We start from the raw sequence: 14,408 nt of genomic DNA on the forward strand, positions 1-14,408 counted from the left end.
AGCACGAAGAAAATTTTCGAAAGAGGGTTTGCTTTCGGCAGAAGTGTTGTTATGATGCGCGCCGTTGGAGAGATGCCAGAGTGGCCGAATGGGACGGATTCGAAATCCGTTGTACCTTCACCGGTACCTAGGGTTCGAATCCCTATCTCTCCGCCATATATAGAAAAAGCCCCGTAGCTGAGAAGCTGCGGGGCTTTTTTGTATCTGCGAGTTTTACCGAGCACCCGCCTCAGCCACTCACGGCTGCGGATGCCCGAGCTTCTGTTTGATCAGGTCATACACTTCCTTGTGCGTCGAGTTGCGCAGGGTGTTGTCCTTGCAAGCCGAGGCCAGGAAGGTTTTCACTTCGTCCTTGGCGTGCGGATAGAGGCTGGCGACGTAGTCGGCTTCGTGTGTTTGGGTGCAGTTGAAGTGCTTGTCGTCTTTCGCTTTGTCTCTAGCCATGGTGCGGCTCCTTTTGAGTTTGAACGTCATTTGGCGAAACAGGGCTGGATGGCCCCGTACGCTGAACAGCGTAGGGGCGCAAAAGTGCTTTGCCAGTGCTTCAGACGAAAAAGGAAGAGGCTGTAGGACGCGGCGCCATCAGATTTCCTTCACCGGTGTCTCCCCCTGCACACCCTTGATCAACTCGATCACGTGTAAACAATCGGCCTTGTTCACATACGACTCGCCACTGGCAATCGTCTCGTGGTTCCCCGCCCGCAGTCTCCAGCGCCATTGGCCTTTGCCGGTGCTCGGGGTGCCTCGGGATTGCCTGTAGATCTCGAAATACATTCAGTTCGCTCCTTGCGATGGTGTTTGCGACAACCTGTGTGGCGCATCGTCGCAAGCCTAGCGGAGCGAGTTTTTTTCGCTATCGGGTATTTGTTTCCAATCGTTGGCAGATGTTTCTGAAGAGTGCGGGCTAGAGCGCACGCATCGGCGTCTGGATTGGCCAGAATGTCGCCCTTTGCACCTTGCAAGGCTATCGACGCTACTGCTTAATACGGGACGGCTCATGGCGTTGAAAATGCTTCGACGACCGACAAACACTATAAAAAGAGCACTCCATTGACTGAGCATGGAACGGCACAGGCCACACGGGTCACGTTATCGCTGGTTGTCCCGGTTTTTAACGAGGAGGACAGTCTCGACGCGTTCATTCTGCGCATCGATGAAGTCTTCCAGCACCAAGCCTCAATTGCTTTGGAGCTGGTGTTCATCAATGACGGCAGCACTGATGCCACACTTGAGCGGCTGCTGGATCGTCAGCGGCACGACTCGCGGCTGCGCATCGTCGATCTGAGCCGTAACTTCGGCAAAGAGGCGGCGTTGTCTGCGGGATTGCAAATCGCCAACGGGCAGATTGTGGTGCCTATCGATGCCGATCTGCAGGACCCACCCGAAGTCATTCTGCAAATGATCGAGCGATGGCGCGAGGGCTATGAAGTGGTGCTCGGTCATCGCGTCAGCCGCCGCAGCGACACCTGGGCCAAGCAGACGTCGGCGCATTGGTTTTACCGCCTGCACAACAAGATCGCCGAGCAACCGCTGCCGGAAAACGTCGGCGATTTCCGCCTGATGGACCGTTGTGTAGTCGATGCCTTGCTGACTTTGCCCGAGTCCCGGCGCTTCATGAAGGGCCTGTTCGCCTGGGTCGGTTTTCGGACTACCCACGTTGATTACGAGCGGCCCGAGCGCGTGGCGGGGCAGAGCAAATTCAACGGCTGGCGGCTGTGGAATTTTGCCCTGGAAGGCATCACCAGTTTCAGTACCGAACCGTTGCGGATCTGGACTTACATCGGCGCCGCGGTGTCGCTGGTGTCCTTTGCCTTTGCCATTTTTATCGTGTTGCGCACGCTGATCCACGGCGTCGACATGCCCGGTTATGCCTCGCTGATGGTGGCCGTGACGTTCCTCGGTGGCCTGCAATTGATTGGCATCGGCGTACTCGGCGAGTACCTCGGCCGCACTTATATCGAATCCAAACGCCGGCCGGTTTTTCTGGTGCGTCGCGTCTACGACCCCAAGGACTGAAACATGGATCTCAAGGAAACCGATATCCTCGGCGACAGCATCGGTGAGCATTGGTATTACTGCTCCAAAGCGGCGGCGACTCGTCGTCTGCTCGGTGATGTACCGATCACGCGGATTCTCGACGTGGGCGCCGGCTCGGGTTTCTTCTCCCATCACCTGCTGACTCAAACCGATGCGCGCGAAGCGTGGTGCGTCGACATCAGTTACCCCGCCGATTCCGATGCGACCACCGTCGGCAAACCGGTGCATTACCGCCGCGATATCGACGCCATCGACGCCGATCTGGTGCTGCTCATGGATGTGCTGGAGCATGTCGACGATGACCTTGGTCTGCTCAAGGCTTACGTTGATAAGGTGCCGTCCGGCAGCCGTTTCCTGATGACCGTGCCGGCGTTCCAGTTCCTGTGGAGCGGTCACGACGACTTCCTCGAACACAAGCGCCGCTACACCCTGCCGCAGTTTGAAACCCTGGCCTGTGATGCCGGTTTGAGCGTGCAGCTTGGTGCCTACTATTTCGGCGCGGTGTTTCCGATTGCGGCGGCGTTGCGTTTGCTGCCCAAAGGGCCGCAGGCCGCAGCGCCGCAGTCTCAGCTCAAACGCCATCATCCCTTGGTCAACGGCGTGCTCAAGACGTTGTGCTGCCTCGAACTGCCGCTGATGAGCCACAACCGTCTGGCCGGGCTGAGCGTGTTCGTGCTGGCGCAAAAACCGTGACTTCAGTTGAAAGGAAAACGCTGATCCAGCGCGGTCTGCGCTTTGCCGTGACCGGTCTGTTCGTCACCGCGCTGCATGCGCTGGTGGCTGTGCTGTTCATCAATTTCGTTGCGCCGCAACCGCCGCTGGCCAACGGAGTGGCGTTTGCCGTGGCAACGGTGGTGTCCTACGTGATCAATACCACTTGGAGTTTCTCGGCTCGGTTGCACGGCAGAACGTTGCTGCGATTTCTATTGGTATCGGCGTGCGGTTTTCTGTTGGCGATGTTTGTCGCCTGGGCCGCGCAGGTGGCCGGGTTGAATTATCTGTTGGGCATTGTCGCGGTGGCGCTGACGATTCCGGCATTCACGTTTGTCTTGCACAACTTCTGGACGTATCGATGAAGCTCTCCGCAACACATCGGGCGACTGCGCTGCTGCCCGTGCTCTTGGGAATTCTGGCGTTTTTCATTGTGGTCGGCCCACGTGCCTTGAACCCGATGAACATTGCATGGCTGGGCGACGGCGACCCCGCCACGCACTATCAGGGTTGGGTTTTTTTTCGTCATTCGCCCTGGACGTTTCCACTGGGGCTTAACCCGAGCTATGGGCTGGAGTTGGGTAACGGGATAATTTTCTCGGATTCCAATCCGTTGTTCGCCTTTATCTTCAAACCGTTCTCAGCCCTGTTGCCTGAACCCTTCCAGTATTTCGGGTTGTGGCTACTGACGTGTTTCATTCTGCAGAGCTGGTTTGCCTGGAAGCTGATTGGCCTGTTCAGTCGCGACGTGGCGTTGCGTTTGCTTGGTGCAGGAATGTTTTTGTTCATTCCGGCGATGATCGTCCGCATGAGCGTACATCTGTCCCTGGCTGGGCATTTTCTGTTGCTGGCAGGGTTATATCTGGCATTGCGCCCCTTTACGCCGAAACGCCGCCTCGCCTGGGGCGCGCTGCTGGCGGCGGCTGCGCTGGTGCACGCTTATTTGCTGGCGATGGTTGCGTTGATCTGGCTTGCCGACCTTGCCGCCAAAACCCTTCAGCGGCGCCAGACGCCGGGTAAGGCCTTGATCGAGTTGATCGGTCTGTTTCTGCTGGTCAGTGTCTGCTGCTGGCAGGCGGGTTATTTCAGCATAGGCGACAGCGGTCTGGCGTTGATGGGGTATGGCCTGTTCCGGGCTAATGTGCTGACCTTTTTCGATGCGGGTGTCTGGTCCTATACCTTGCAGGACATGCCGGGTGTACTGGGCGACGGCGACGGGTTCGCATTTCTGGGCCTGGGCGTGATCTGCCTGGGGATCTTTGCCTTGGTGCCGGTGCTGCAAGGGACGACTGACCTGGGAGCCAAGGCTCGCCGTTACCCGTTGGTTTTGCTCGCACTGGCAGGGCTGGCGATATTCGCCGTTTCCAACAATATCGGCGTAGGGCCATTCGAATTCAGGATTCCGCTGCCGGATGCGGTGGTTGCCGTGGCCACGATTTTTCGTGGCTCGGGGCGAATGATCTGGCCGCTCATGTACATGGCCATTTTTGCGATCCTTTATGTGGTGATTCGCGGGCACTCCTCGCGCGTGGCGTTGATGCTGCTGAGTGTGGCGCTGGTGGTTCAGGTGGCAGACACGCGCGCCGGTTGGGCGGTGTCGCGCGGTTTATTCATGGCCACGCCGTCGCCCACATGGAAGACGCCATTGGTCGACCCGTTCTGGGAGCAGGCGGCGAAGCGTTATCAGGCAGTGCGCTGGCTGCGACCGGAGAATTATCCGGAACAGTGGATGACCCTGGCCGACTACTCGGGTCGCCATCACTTGCCGACCAACGCGGTCTACCTTGGGCGCGTCAGTACGGTTGCCACTGAAGCCGCTCAAGCGGTGTCGGATCGAATGGTCAGTTCTGGAAACTATGCAGCCGATACCCTGTACGTGCTCAGTAACCGCACTGTGCTGGAAGCAGCTCTGACCGTGAATCGTGACACCGATGTGCTCGCCAGAATTGACGGGTTGAACGTGTTGGCGCCGGGCTGGAGGCGTTGCGCCGACTGCCTGCCGATATCGGCCCCGGACCCATTGACGCTGATCCCGCCACTCAAGTCGGGCGAGAGAGTCGTGTTCAATCCCAGCAGTCTGGCGACGTTTTTCCTCGGTAAAGGGTGGGCGAACAATGAACCGTGGGGCACCTGGTCCGAGGGGAATGAGTCGCAAATTGCCCTGCGGCCGACTGCTCGGGTGCACTCGTTCTTGCTGGAAACCACTGCGCTGCTGGCCCCTTCACACACCGAGCAAGCAGTGGAAATTTTCGTCAACGGTGTACGCGTGCTGTCCACCCGGCTGGTCAAGCCTGAAGCGAATCGCCTGAATGTCGAGTTGCCGGTCGAAGTGCAGCAGCGTGTCGAGCAACAAGGTGTGCTGAATATTCGTTTCAAATACGCCAACGCTATCAGTCCGGGGGAGTTGGGCATGGGCAAGGACATGCGCAAGCTGGCGATCGGGATACAGGCGTTGACGGTGAATTGAGCCGGTGTTGTTCCTTTCGCCCATGGACGCTGTCCATGGGCCTTTCTAAACTGCCCGCAGACCGGGGAGTAGGGGCAATGGATGAATCGAAATGAATTACGCAAGGCCGACATCAATCTGATGGTGGTGTTCGAGACCTTGATGCTCGAACGCAACGTCACTCGTGCGGCGGAGAAGCTGTTTCTCGGCCAGCCGACCATCAGTTCGGCGCTCAATCGCTTGCGCGCGATGTTCAACGATCCGCTGTTCATTCGCGTCGGCCATCGCATGGAGCCGACTGCCCGGGCCGAAGAGCTGTTCAAGTACCTGTCGCCGGCCCTCGACTCACTGTCGGTGGCGCTGAGCCTGACTCACGATTTCGACCCGGCCGTGAGCAACATGACGTTCCGGATCGGCCTGTCCGATGACGTCGAATTCGGCCTGCTGCCACCGTTGCTGCGGGCGCTGCGTCAGGAAGCACCCAGCGTAGTGTTCGTGGTGCAACACGTCGACTACTGGCGCATCCCCGACCTGCTGGCCGCCGGCGACATCACCGTCGGCATCAGTCAGACCCGGGGCCTGCCGGCAAATGCCAAGCGCAAACTGCTGCGGCATATCCAGCCAAGCATTCTGCGCGCCGACGCCTCGGATTCGCCGCTGACCCTCGATGAATACTGTTCGCGCCCACACGTACTGGTGTCGCACACCGCCAACATCAGCGGCTATGCCGATGAGTGGCTGGCGGAAATCGGCCGCACGCGGCATGTGGTGTTGTCGGTGCCGCAATACAGTGCGCTGCCGGCATTGCTGGCCGGCACCGACCTGATCGCCAGCCTGCCGGACTACACCGCCGAAGCCATGGCTGCCTCCGGGCTGTTGTTCAAGGAACCGTTTCCGTTCAAGACGCCGATGCTGGATCTGTCGATGGTCTGGCTCAGCCACGTCGACAGCGACCCGGCCGAGCGCTGGCTGCGGTCGCGGCTTGAGGCGTTCATGAGTGAGCGGCCACTGACCGCCCCCTGAATCCCACCACAAATCTCCCCTGTAGGAGTGAGCCTGCTCGCGATGAGGGTGTGTCAGTCACATCAATGTTGTCTGACACAGCGCTTTCGCGAGCAGGCTCACTCCTACAGGGTTTGCGTTCGTCTGGTCGGGCTGCTTTGCTCAATGGCAGTAACCTTGGCGGAGGCCTGTCCCGATGAGCATTTCCCGATCTTTGCTGCGTGGGCGCGGCAGTCTCGACAGTGGCAAGGTCGGCATGGTCGAGTTGTTTTTCGATCTGGTGTTCGTGTTTGCCGTGACTCAGCTCTCGCATTCGTTGCTCGCGCATTTGTCGATCCTGGGCGCGGTGCAGGTGGCGCTGTTGATGGTCGCGGTGTGGTGGGTGTGGATTTTCACTTCGTGGATCACTAACTGGCTCGACCCGGAAAAATTGCCGATCCGTCTCGGCCTGTTCGGACTGATGATCGCCGGTCTGTTGCTGTCGTCCTCGATCCCCAAGGCTTTCACCGAGCGCGGGCTGATGTTTGCCTCGGCGTTCGTGTTCATGCAGGTCGGGCGCACGCTGTTTGCGATCTGGGCGGTGCGTGGCGAGTCGCTGAGCATGACCCGCAACTTCCAGCGGATTCTGGCGTGGTTGATGTGCTCCGGCGTGTTCTGGATCGTCGGAGCCTTTCTTGACGGGCAACAACGTCTGCTGTGTTGGGCGCTGGCGCTGCTGATCGAGCTGATCTCGCCTTCGCTGTATTTCTGGGTGCCGGGGCTGGGGCGTTCGTCGTTGAGCGACTGGAACGTCGAAGGCAATCACATGGCCGAGCGCTGCGCGCTGTTCGTGATCATCGCCCTGGGCGAATCGTTGCTGGTGACCGGTGCGACGTTCGCTGAACTGACGCTGAGCGCCACCGGAGTCATGGCGTTTCTGGTGGCGGTGCTGGGCAGCATCGGCATGTGGTGGGTGTACTTCGACAGCGGCGCCGAGCGCGCGCATCACCGCATCACGCATTCGAGCGATCCCGGGCGCCAGGCGCGCATCGCCTACACCTACCTGCACGTGTTGATCGTTGCCGGGGTGATTGTCAGTGCGGTGGCCGACGAACTGGTGCTGGTGCATCCGGATCACGCCAGTGACGCCGGGATCCTGGTGATCATTGGCGGGCCATGGCTGTTTCTGTTGGGCAATGCGCTGTTCAAGTGGGTCATGTCCGACCGACCGCTGCCGCCGTTGTCGCATCTGGCGGGGCTGGTGTTGCTCATGCTGGCGCTGCCATTGGCGTTGAACCACTGGTTTTCGGCGCTGATGCTCGGGGCTTTGACCACGGCGATCGTGGTGCTGGTGGCGCTGTGGGAAAGCCTGGCATTGCGTCAGGCGTCGGCCTCGATAACCTCGGAAAAAGCCACAGGAGAGTAGGGCAGCGCTGTGGTATATGTACGACCTTTCTGCCGACTGACTGGAGCATCCCCATGCCACACCTGCACATGGAATACACCGCCAACTTGCCGCAGTTGAACGCTGATGTGGCGTTGATCCGCCTCAACAACGCCCTGGTGGGTTCCGGTCAGTTCGCTGCGGAGTTCGATATCAAGAGCCGGGCGGTGAAGGTCGAGACCTTCAAGGTCGGTACCGGCATGGGTGAGCGTGCTTTCATCCATGTGAAGCTGGCGCTGCTCAGCGGTCGTTCGCCGCAGATCAAGAAGCAGCTCTCGGACAGTCTGCTGGCGGTGTTGCAGGATCTGTGCGAATGGCCGGCCGGAGTTGAAGTGCAGTTGTGTGTGGAGTTGCTCGATATCGACCGCGATTCCTACACCAAGACCGCAATCGGCATGTAGGACTCAGGCCGCTTCCAGCTCACTGCACACCTTGATCACCTGCTCGCGCAGCCAGACGTTGGCGCTGTCCTGATCGGCGTTCTGGCTCCATTGCATGTCGAGGGTGAACCCCGGCAGGCCGTTCGGCGCCTCGCAGTGATTGAACACCGCGTCGTTGGTCAGCAGGCGCTGGATGCGTCGGGGCAGGGTGAGAATGAAATCGGTGCCGGTGATCATCTTCAATGCCGCGCTGTAGCTGTTGGAGCGCGCGACGATCTGCCGTTTCTGCGCCTGACGCGCCAGCCAGCCATCGACCATGTTGGTGGTGGAAGTCCACGGTGTCGGGAACACATGGCGCCGCTCGGTGAAGGCCTGCAGGCTCAGGCGCGGTTCCAGCGGCGTGGCGCGTTTGTCAAAGACACAGACCAGGTCGTCCTCCAGCAGCATTCGCGATTTCAGGTCGGTGTGGCTGCGGTGGAAGTTGGGGCCGAAACAGATCACCAGGTCGAGGCTGCCGTCGCGCAGTTCGTCGGCGGGCACATCGGTCTCGAACTTGTGCATGTTGACCACCACCGGCAAATCGTCGAAGTCGAAACGCTTCAACAGCCGTGGCAGCACCAATTGCTCGAAGTATTCCGGGGCGCAGATATTGAAGGTCACCGCTTGCCGAGTCGGGTCGAAGGCCGGGGCGCCGGCGTGGCACAGGTTGATGCTTTCGAGGATTTTCTGCACATGGCCGTACATGGTGCCGGCCTTGTAGGTGGGACGCATGCCCGTGCGGGTGTTGATGAATAACTCGTCTTCGAAACTGGTGCGCAATTTTTTCAGGCAATAGCTGACAGTGGACTGGCTGACGCACAGCGTCTCCGAGACATCCGTGACGCTGCTTTGCTCATACACGGCGATAAACACCATGAGATCCTGCATGTCGAGCTTTCGAAGCAAGTTACTGTTCAGCATCCGTTCCGTCCCGCTGTGCTCCTTGCGCTGAATCCGCGCAAACGTGTGCGCATGATCGTAGCGGAACGATGGTGCCAGGACAAAGCCCTGTAGGACGTTTCAATGTCGCCAGTGGGACAGAAACTTTTAGCAACACGACGTCGGTCAATAAACCGCAAAAAGATGGCAACAGGCCTCTAGCCCGGCGGCGGCATTCGGCTTCAACGGATGTGTCGGGCGTACAGCCGAGGGTCAAAGCGCAGCACTATCAGCAGCATCACCACCATCACTGCGGTCAGCGACCACCAGGCCCATTCGAAGCTGCCGAGACGGTCGCGGATGATTCCGGCCAGCAGCGGCGAAAGCCCGGCGATCAGGTAGCCGATGCCTTGCACGAACGCGGTCAGGCTGCCGGCGCGCTGCGGGTTGTCGAGGTGATCGAGCGAGACGATCAGGCTCATCGGGAACAGGCCGCCAATCCCCAGCCCCAACAGGCACGGCCACAGCAGGCTGAGGTGTTGCGGGCTGAGGATCAATCCGCAGAAGCCGCCGATGATCAGCAGCAGCAATGCTGCGAGGACGGTACGGCGATCACGGCTACGGTTGGCGATGGCCGGCGTCAGCAGCCCGGAAATCACCTCCATGGCGGTCAGAAAACCCAGCAGCAGCCCGGCCTGCTGTTCGCTCCAGCCCTGTTCCACGTAGTACGGCGCCAGCCAGGCGAGCACGCAGGTGTAGGACGCCGTGCCGAGGCCGAAGAAGATGGCGAGCAGCCAGGCGCGGGAATTACGCGTGAAGGACTCTTTTCCTACAGGCGTGATCTGGAGGGATGACGGGATCGACTGTGTCCACCAGACCAGCAACGCGAGCAAGGACAGTGCCGCCCAGATCGCCAAGCCGATGCGCCAGCTGCCGGTCTGCCCCAGCACCAGCGGCGAAAATGAGGCGGCCAGCGCGGCGCCGCCCATGATCGATGTGACATACAGGCCCATGCACAGCGCCACATGGTCGGGGAAGCGTGACTTGATCAGCACCGGCATCAGCGCCTGAATCAGGGCGATACCCATCCCGGCCAGCACCGCGCTGCCAATCAACTGCGGTGCCGAATCGAGCACCAGCCGCGACAGCGTCGCCAGGCCGATGATCAACAACGACAGGATCACCGTGGGTTGCTCGCCCAGGCGCCGGCTGATGCCGATACCGAAAAACATCGCCAGCCCCATTGCCATCACCGGCAGCATGGTCAGCAGCGAAGCCACGCTGAAACTCAGCGGGATATCGCCACGAATCGCCGACAACAATGGCCCGACGGCGGCCATGGAGGGACGCAGGTTGAGCGCGACGAGGATGATCCCGAACATCAGCCAGACAGCGGGGCGGGTGGTGGCGCGGACGTTTTCCATCGGCAGACTCTGGATTGCGGAGGCTGTCGATTAGGCGGCGCGCAGCACTTATCGGCAAATCAGATTTCCCGAGCATTATTTAAAAATTAAATATTGCTCTCCTACATGGGGAGGTTCGGATTCCTCTTGCTGATCACGCTGTAAGACTATTCTTTCTTTCTGGCAGGACATTTCGTTACAGCTCTGGCCCAGCGCAGGCGCGTAAAACGCCGGCGGCGATATATACTGCGCGCCATTCTTCAAGGGAGAGCCGTGTGGCCATCGATATTCACTGGATTCGCGACAACGAAAGCCTCGCGCAGTTTTGCGCCGAGTGGCAGCAACTGCCGTTCGTTGCCCTCGACACCGAATTCATGCGGGTCGACACCTTCTACCCGATTGCCGGTTTGCTGCAGGTCGGCGACGGCAAACGCGCCTACCTGATCGATCCGCTGACCATCGACGCCTGGCAACCGCTGGCGGCGTTGCTGGAAAACCCGGCGGTGCTCAAAGTCCTGCACGCCTGCAGCGAAGACCTCGAAGTGCTGCTGCGTCTGACCGGCAGCCTGCCGGCGCCGTTGTTCGACACGCAACTGGCGGCGGCCTACCTGAACCTCGGGTTCTCGATGGGCTATTCGCGGCTGGTGCAGGAAGTGCTGGGCATTGAGTTGCCGAAGGGCGAAACCCGTTCCGACTGGTTGCAGCGTCCACTTTCCGACACACAAATCAGCTATGCCGCTGAAGACGCAGTGCATCTGGCGGAAGTTTTCGTACAGCTGCGGCCGAAGCTGTCCGACGACAAATTCGCCTGGGTGCTGGAGGACGGCGCCGAACTGGTCGCCAACCTGCGCCGCGAGACCGACCCGTACGAGGTCTATCGCGAAGCCAAACTGGCGTGGAAACTGTCCCGCGCGCAACTGGCGGTGCTGCGTGAGCTGTGCGCCTGGCGTGAAAAAGAAGCGCGTGCCCGTGATCTGCCGCGCAACCGCATCGTCCGTGAGCACTCGCTGTGGCCGCTGGCCCGCACGCAGCCGGACAACCTCGCCGCGCTGGGCAAGATCGAAGACATGCACCCGCGTACCGTGCGTCAGGACGGCCAATTTCTGCTTGATCTGATCAAGCGCTCTGGCAGTGTGGGGCCTGATCAATGGCCGCCGGCGGTGCCGGAGCCATTGCCGGTCGAAGCGGCTGCGCTGATCAAGCAACTGCGCGCCCTCGGCCAGGTCGAAGCCGAACGCCTGGGCATCGCCCCGGAACTGATGCTGCGCAAGAAAACCCTCGAAGCGCTGGTCAAAAGCGGCTTCCCCGAGGGTCCTTATCAATTGCCTGAGTCGCTGCGTGGCTGGCGCCGCGAACTCATGGGCCAGAAGCTGCTCGACAGCCTGGCCACCGCCGGAGAACAGCCTTGAAACGTATTTGCTCCATTTACCAAAGCTCCAAGCGAAGCGGAATGTACCTTTATGTGCTCAAGAGCGATGCTCTGGAGCGTGTGCCGGAACCCCTGATGCTGGCGTTCGGCAAGCCGAAACATGCCTTCGATCTGGTGCTGTCGCCTGAGCGCAAGCTGGCCAGCGAGGACATCGTCGTGGTCCTGGAAAACCTCGACAAGCAGGGCTATCACCTGCAGATGCCACCGGCCGAGGACGAGTACATCGAACACCTGCCCGAAGAATTGCTGCGACGCAACGACCCGGTCTGATCTGCGAGGCCCTGTTCTGGGCCTCTTGCCACCCTGGAACTGATTTTACGGCGACGACCGCCACGAAGGAGCGCGACTCCTTCGGCGGTTGCCTGCACGGTTTGCGAAAGGTTTGAAGATGCGCGTTCTGATTGCTGAACACGACCACGCGGTGTACGCCCGGCTGCTGCGTCAGGCGGCCCCCGAGCTTGAAGTACTGACCAGTGGCGACTCCGCCGAACTGGCCCGGCAGGCGGCCGATTGCCCGGTGTGGCTGGGGCAGCCGGATCTGCTGGCGACCCTGCTGCGTCAGGGCCATGAGCCGCAATGGCTGCAATCGACTTGGGCCGGCATCACGCCGTTGCTCGCTGACGGCTTGCGCCGCGATTACCGCCTGACCCGCGCGGTGGGAATCTTCGGTCAGGTGATGGCCGAATACGTGCTGACCTACATGCTTGGCCACGAGCGTGAAGTGCTGGCGCGCCTGGTCAGCCAGGTCGAGCGCAAGTGGGACAACCGCACCGGCCAGAGTCTGGTCGGGCGCAAGGTGCTGATCGTCGGCACCGGCGATATCGGCCAGAGCGTGGCGCAGTTTCTGCTGCCGTTTGGCGTCGAGCTGTACGGCATCGCCAGCAGCGCGCGCGAGCAGGCGCCGTTCGTCGAAGTCGGCTCGATGGCGGATCTGCCGCGACTGGTCGGCGCGGTCGATTACGTGGTCAATCTGCTGCCGAATACCGAGCACACCCACGACATTTACGACGCGGCGCTGTTCAAGCAATTCAAGCCGACCGGGTTGTTCATCAACGTTGGGCGCGGCGTGGCGGTGGTTGATGCGGATCTGGTGGAAGCCCTGAAGGAAGGGCATCTGGCCGGTGCGGTGATCGACGTCTGCCGTCAGGAGCCATTGCCGCAACGCCATCCGTTCTGGACCGCCTGGGGCCTGCTGCTGACCGGGCACAGCTCGGCACCCACGTCGCCGGCATTGATGGTGCAGTTGTTTGTCGAGAACCTTAAGGCGTATCAGGCAGGAGAAGCGTTGCGCGGGGAAGTGGATTTCAACCGCGGTTACTGAATGTTCGCCGAATAAACTGTGGGAGCGAGCCTGCTCGCGAAGGGGGAGTTTCAGCCAACATCATCGTTGTCTGACACACCGCTTTCGCGAGCAGGCTCGCTCCCACATTTATTTTTGTGCTGGCTTAGAGGGTGAAGTCGCCTTCCGCCACCAGCTCGCTCAGCGGGCGACGCGGGCTCGGCACTTCACGAGCCTGCAGGTATTCGGCCAAGGTCGCCTTGTCACCCAGCTTGCCGATAGCGACCGCCGCATGCAGCGCATAACCTTGCGGAATGTTCAGCTCCTTGCGGGTCAGCTCCTGATCGAAACCGGCCATGCCGTGGGTGTGCCAGCCGCTGATGCTCGCTTGCAGCGCCAGGTGGCCCCAGGCCGAGCCGGTGTCGAAGGTGTGCCACAGCGCCGGGGACTCTTCGCTGGCACCGGGTGCGGTGAAGGTGGTTTTCGAAATCACGATCACCAGCGCCGAAGCGTGTTGCGCCCAGCTGCGGTTGAATTCATTCAGCAGACCCAGGAAGCGTTCCCAGTTCGGCGTGTCACGGCGCGCATACAGAAAGCGCCATGGCTGCGAGTTGTAGGCCGACGGCGCCCAGCGTGCGGCTTCGAAAAAGCTCAGCAGGGTTTCTTCCGGGATCGCTTCGCCGGTGAAGGCGCGGGGCGACCAGCGGTCGGTGAACTGCGGGTGAATGGCGTAATCGGCGACGCGAGGGTTGGCACTCATCGAAAGATTCCTTGCTGTGTTTGAGTCATGGATTCGTGGCAAAACCCTACTGGGCGGCGATTCGGCTGACAAGCGCGATTTACCGACAGTCGCCAGCGCTTGGCCCGCAAGGCCTTGGGCACTAGACTGGCGGCCTTTTCACCACCTGATGTTGATGCTTGAGCCATGGCTGCCAAAGTCGAACCGTTCTGGAAACGCAAAACCCTCGAGCAACTGGATCACGAGGAATGGGAATCGCTGTGCGACGGCTGCGGTCTGTGCTGCCTGCAGAAACTCGAAGATGAAGAAGACAACAGCGTTTATTACACGCGCATCGCCTGCAAACTGCTGGACCTGAAGACCTGCCAGTGCAGCGACTACCCGAATCGCATCAAGTTTGTCCCGGACTGTATCCAGCTCACTCCGGGCCAGGCTGAAGAATTCAAATGGCTGCCGCCGACCTGCGGTTATCGTCTGGTCAGCGAAGGCAAGGATCTGCCGTTGTGGCACCACCTGGTGTGCGGCGATCGTGACGCGGTGCACCACGAACGGATTTCCCAGTCCGGGCGCATGCTCGCCGAAGGCAGTGTGCCGGAGGACGACTGGGAAGATCACCTGATTTTCCGGGCTGGTTAAGCACC

The 14,408-nt window shown here is 60.5% G+C and carries 16 protein-coding genes and 1 tRNA gene; 12 read left to right on the forward strand and 5 right to left on the reverse strand.

The window, feature by feature from the left end; all coding sequences use genetic code 11:
- Window positions 1–66 precede the first annotated feature (66 nt).
- Window positions 67–156: transfer RNA gene (locus HDC30_RS06195), tRNA-Ser, on the forward strand.
- An 81-nt stretch (window positions 157–237) separates the two neighbouring features.
- Here HDC30_RS06195 and HDC30_RS06200 read toward each other — a convergent pair.
- Both HDC30_RS06200 and HDC30_RS06205 read right to left on the reverse strand, forming a co-directional pair.
- On the reverse strand, window positions 238–444 hold the full coding sequence (locus HDC30_RS06200; protein ID WP_027614505.1) for a hypothetical protein: 207 nt from the start codon (window positions 442–444) through the stop codon (window positions 238–240).
- A 138-nt stretch (window positions 445–582) separates the two neighbouring features.
- A complete protein-coding gene (locus HDC30_RS06205; RefSeq protein ID WP_007963291.1) occupies window positions 583–774 on the reverse strand; it encodes a DUF1508 domain-containing protein in 192 nt (63 codons plus the stop codon).
- Between the two features lie 276 nt (window positions 775–1,050).
- Here HDC30_RS06205 and HDC30_RS06210 point away from each other — a divergent pair, with 276 nt between their 5' ends.
- The 7 genes from HDC30_RS06210 (at window position 1,051) to HDC30_RS06240 (ending at window position 8,020) form a co-directional block, all read left to right on the forward strand.
- On the forward strand, window positions 1,051–2,016 hold the full coding sequence (locus tag HDC30_RS06210) for a glycosyltransferase family 2 protein (RefSeq protein ID WP_027614506.1): 966 nt from the start codon (window positions 1,051–1,053) through the stop codon (window positions 2,014–2,016).
- A gap of 3 nt (window positions 2,017–2,019) precedes the next feature.
- The gene (locus HDC30_RS06215) at window positions 2,020–2,730 is read left to right on the forward strand and encodes a bifunctional 2-polyprenyl-6-hydroxyphenol methylase/3-demethylubiquinol 3-O-methyltransferase UbiG (RefSeq protein WP_183781642.1); all 711 of its coding nucleotides are present in this window, start codon (window positions 2,020–2,022) and stop codon (window positions 2,728–2,730) included.
- Window positions 2,727–3,113: a GtrA family protein gene (locus HDC30_RS06220; protein WP_096796603.1), complete on the forward strand. Its 387-nt coding sequence runs from the start codon at window positions 2,727–2,729 to the stop codon at window positions 3,111–3,113. Before HDC30_RS06215 ends, HDC30_RS06220 begins: the two co-directional genes overlap by 4 nt.
- Window positions 3,110–5,215 (forward strand): DUF6311 domain-containing protein, encoded by a 2,106-nt coding sequence (locus HDC30_RS06225; RefSeq protein WP_183781645.1) that lies wholly within the window; start codon window positions 3,110–3,112, stop codon window positions 5,213–5,215. The genes HDC30_RS06220 and HDC30_RS06225 overlap by 4 nt, the downstream gene beginning before the upstream one ends.
- Window positions 5,216–5,296: 81 nt before the next feature.
- Window positions 5,297–6,217 (forward strand): LysR substrate-binding domain-containing protein, encoded by a 921-nt coding sequence (locus tag HDC30_RS06230; RefSeq protein ID WP_027614510.1) that lies wholly within the window; start codon window positions 5,297–5,299, stop codon window positions 6,215–6,217.
- 175 nt (window positions 6,218–6,392) lie between these two features.
- Window positions 6,393–7,601, forward strand: a complete 1,209-nt coding sequence (locus tag HDC30_RS06235) for a low temperature requirement protein A (RefSeq protein ID WP_183781648.1) — start codon at window positions 6,393–6,395, stop codon at window positions 7,599–7,601.
- 53 nt (window positions 7,602–7,654) lie between these two features.
- Entirely contained in the window at window positions 7,655–8,020 is a 366-nt protein-coding gene (locus HDC30_RS06240; RefSeq protein WP_027614512.1) for a 5-carboxymethyl-2-hydroxymuconate Delta-isomerase, read from the forward strand.
- A gap of 3 nt (window positions 8,021–8,023) precedes the next feature.
- Here HDC30_RS06240 and HDC30_RS06245 read toward each other — a convergent pair whose 3' ends face one another.
- Together HDC30_RS06245 and HDC30_RS06250 are read right to left on the reverse strand one after the other, a co-directional pair.
- Window positions 8,024–8,959 carry a LysR family transcriptional regulator gene (locus HDC30_RS06245; RefSeq protein ID WP_027614513.1) on the reverse strand — a complete coding sequence of 312 codons (936 nt, stop codon included), beginning with the start codon at window positions 8,957–8,959 and terminating at the stop codon, window positions 8,024–8,026.
- Between the two features lie 200 nt (window positions 8,960–9,159).
- Window positions 9,160–10,341, reverse strand: a complete 1,182-nt coding sequence (locus HDC30_RS06250) for a cyanate transporter (RefSeq protein WP_183781651.1) — start codon at window positions 10,339–10,341, stop codon at window positions 9,160–9,162.
- A gap of 254 nt (window positions 10,342–10,595) precedes the next feature.
- Here HDC30_RS06250 and rnd point away from each other — a divergent pair, with 254 nt between their 5' ends.
- From rnd to HDC30_RS06265, 3 genes are all read left to right on the forward strand, one after another.
- Entirely contained in the window at window positions 10,596–11,729 is a 1,134-nt protein-coding gene (gene rnd / locus HDC30_RS06255) for a ribonuclease D (protein ID WP_027614515.1), read from the forward strand.
- The gene (locus tag HDC30_RS06260) at window positions 11,726–12,019 is read left to right on the forward strand and encodes a YcgL domain-containing protein (RefSeq protein ID WP_097086697.1); all 294 of its coding nucleotides are present in this window, start codon (window positions 11,726–11,728) and stop codon (window positions 12,017–12,019) included. Before rnd ends, HDC30_RS06260 begins: the two co-directional genes overlap by 4 nt.
- Before the next feature lie 118 nt (window positions 12,020–12,137).
- A complete protein-coding gene (locus HDC30_RS06265) occupies window positions 12,138–13,070 on the forward strand; it encodes a D-2-hydroxyacid dehydrogenase (protein ID WP_027614517.1) in 933 nt (310 codons plus the stop codon).
- Window positions 13,071–13,194: 124 nt separating this feature from the next.
- On the opposite strand, the gene HDC30_RS06270 is transcribed toward HDC30_RS06265, so the two are convergent.
- Complete coding sequence (locus tag HDC30_RS06270) at window positions 13,195–13,788, reverse strand: nitroreductase family protein (RefSeq protein ID WP_183781654.1); 594 nt, start codon at window positions 13,786–13,788, stop codon at window positions 13,195–13,197.
- Window positions 13,789–13,953: 165 nt separating this feature from the next.
- Here HDC30_RS06270 and HDC30_RS06275 point away from each other — a divergent pair, with 165 nt between their 5' ends.
- On the forward strand, window positions 13,954–14,403 hold the full coding sequence (locus HDC30_RS06275) for a YcgN family cysteine cluster protein (protein ID WP_027614519.1): 450 nt from the start codon (window positions 13,954–13,956) through the stop codon (window positions 14,401–14,403).
- Window positions 14,404–14,408: the final 5 nt, after the last annotated feature.

This window comes from Pseudomonas sp. JAI115 (assembly GCF_014200835.1).
GTDB classification, from domain to species: domain Bacteria; phylum Pseudomonadota; class Gammaproteobacteria; order Pseudomonadales; family Pseudomonadaceae; genus Aquipseudomonas; species Aquipseudomonas putida_A.

Excerpts from the sequence above, each read along its gene's own strand:
- HDC30_RS06200 (WP_027614505.1), bottom strand. The coding sequence starts at position 444 with ATGGCTAGAGACAAAGCGAAAGACGACAAGCACTTCAACTGCACCCAA.
- HDC30_RS06205 (WP_007963291.1), bottom strand. The coding sequence starts at position 774 with ATGTATTTCGAGATCTACAGGCAATCCCGAGGCACCCCGAGCACCGGC.
- HDC30_RS06215 (WP_183781642.1), top strand. The coding sequence starts at position 2,020 with ATGGATCTCAAGGAAACCGATATCCTCGGCGACAGCATCGGTGAGCAT.
- HDC30_RS06225 (WP_183781645.1), top strand. The coding sequence starts at position 3,110 with ATGAAGCTCTCCGCAACACATCGGGCGACTGCGCTGCTGCCCGTGCTC.
- HDC30_RS06230 (WP_027614510.1), top strand. The coding sequence starts at position 5,297 with ATGAATCGAAATGAATTACGCAAGGCCGACATCAATCTGATGGTGGTG.
- HDC30_RS06235 (WP_183781648.1), top strand. The coding sequence starts at position 6,393 with ATGAGCATTTCCCGATCTTTGCTGCGTGGGCGCGGCAGTCTCGACAGT.
- HDC30_RS06240 (WP_027614512.1), top strand. The coding sequence starts at position 7,655 with ATGCCACACCTGCACATGGAATACACCGCCAACTTGCCGCAGTTGAAC.
- HDC30_RS06245 (WP_027614513.1), bottom strand. The coding sequence starts at position 8,959 with ATGCTGAACAGTAACTTGCTTCGAAAGCTCGACATGCAGGATCTCATG.
- HDC30_RS06250 (WP_183781651.1), bottom strand. The coding sequence starts at position 10,341 with ATGGAAAACGTCCGCGCCACCACCCGCCCCGCTGTCTGGCTGATGTTC.
- HDC30_RS06265 (WP_027614517.1), top strand. The coding sequence starts at position 12,138 with ATGCGCGTTCTGATTGCTGAACACGACCACGCGGTGTACGCCCGGCTG.
- HDC30_RS06270 (WP_183781654.1), bottom strand. The coding sequence starts at position 13,788 with ATGAGTGCCAACCCTCGCGTCGCCGATTACGCCATTCACCCGCAGTTC.
- HDC30_RS06275 (WP_027614519.1), top strand. The coding sequence starts at position 13,954 with ATGGCTGCCAAAGTCGAACCGTTCTGGAAACGCAAAACCCTCGAGCAA.